This window comes from Neisseria sp. P0022.S010 (genome assembly GCF_051956635.1).
The window spans coordinates 1-255 of the sequence record NZ_JBQCXF010000973.1; the positions used below are offsets into that span (position 1 = coordinate 1).

Consider the following 255-nt stretch of genomic DNA (forward strand, 5'->3'; position numbering starts at 1 on the left):
GGGGGGGGGGGGGGGGGGGGGGGGGGGGGGGGGGGGGGGGGGGGGGGGGGGGGGGGGGGGGGGGGGGGGGGGGGGGGGGGGGGGGGGGGGGGGGGGGGGGGGGGGGGGGGGGGGGGGGGGGGGGGGGAGGGGGGGGGGGGGGGGGGGGGGGGGGGGGGGGGGGGGGGGGGGGGGGGGGGGGGGGGGGGGGGGGGGGGGGGGGGGGGGGGGGGGGGGGGGGGGGGGGGGGGGGGGGGGGGGGGGGGGGGGGGGGGG

At 99.6% G+C, this 255-nt stretch carries 1 protein-coding gene; it reads left to right on the forward strand.

Annotated elements, in window-relative coordinates; translation table 11 throughout:
- Positions 1–255, forward strand: a 255-nt coding sequence (locus ACTHUT_RS22395) for a hypothetical protein (protein WP_268083134.1), incomplete at both ends; no start/stop codon positions are given.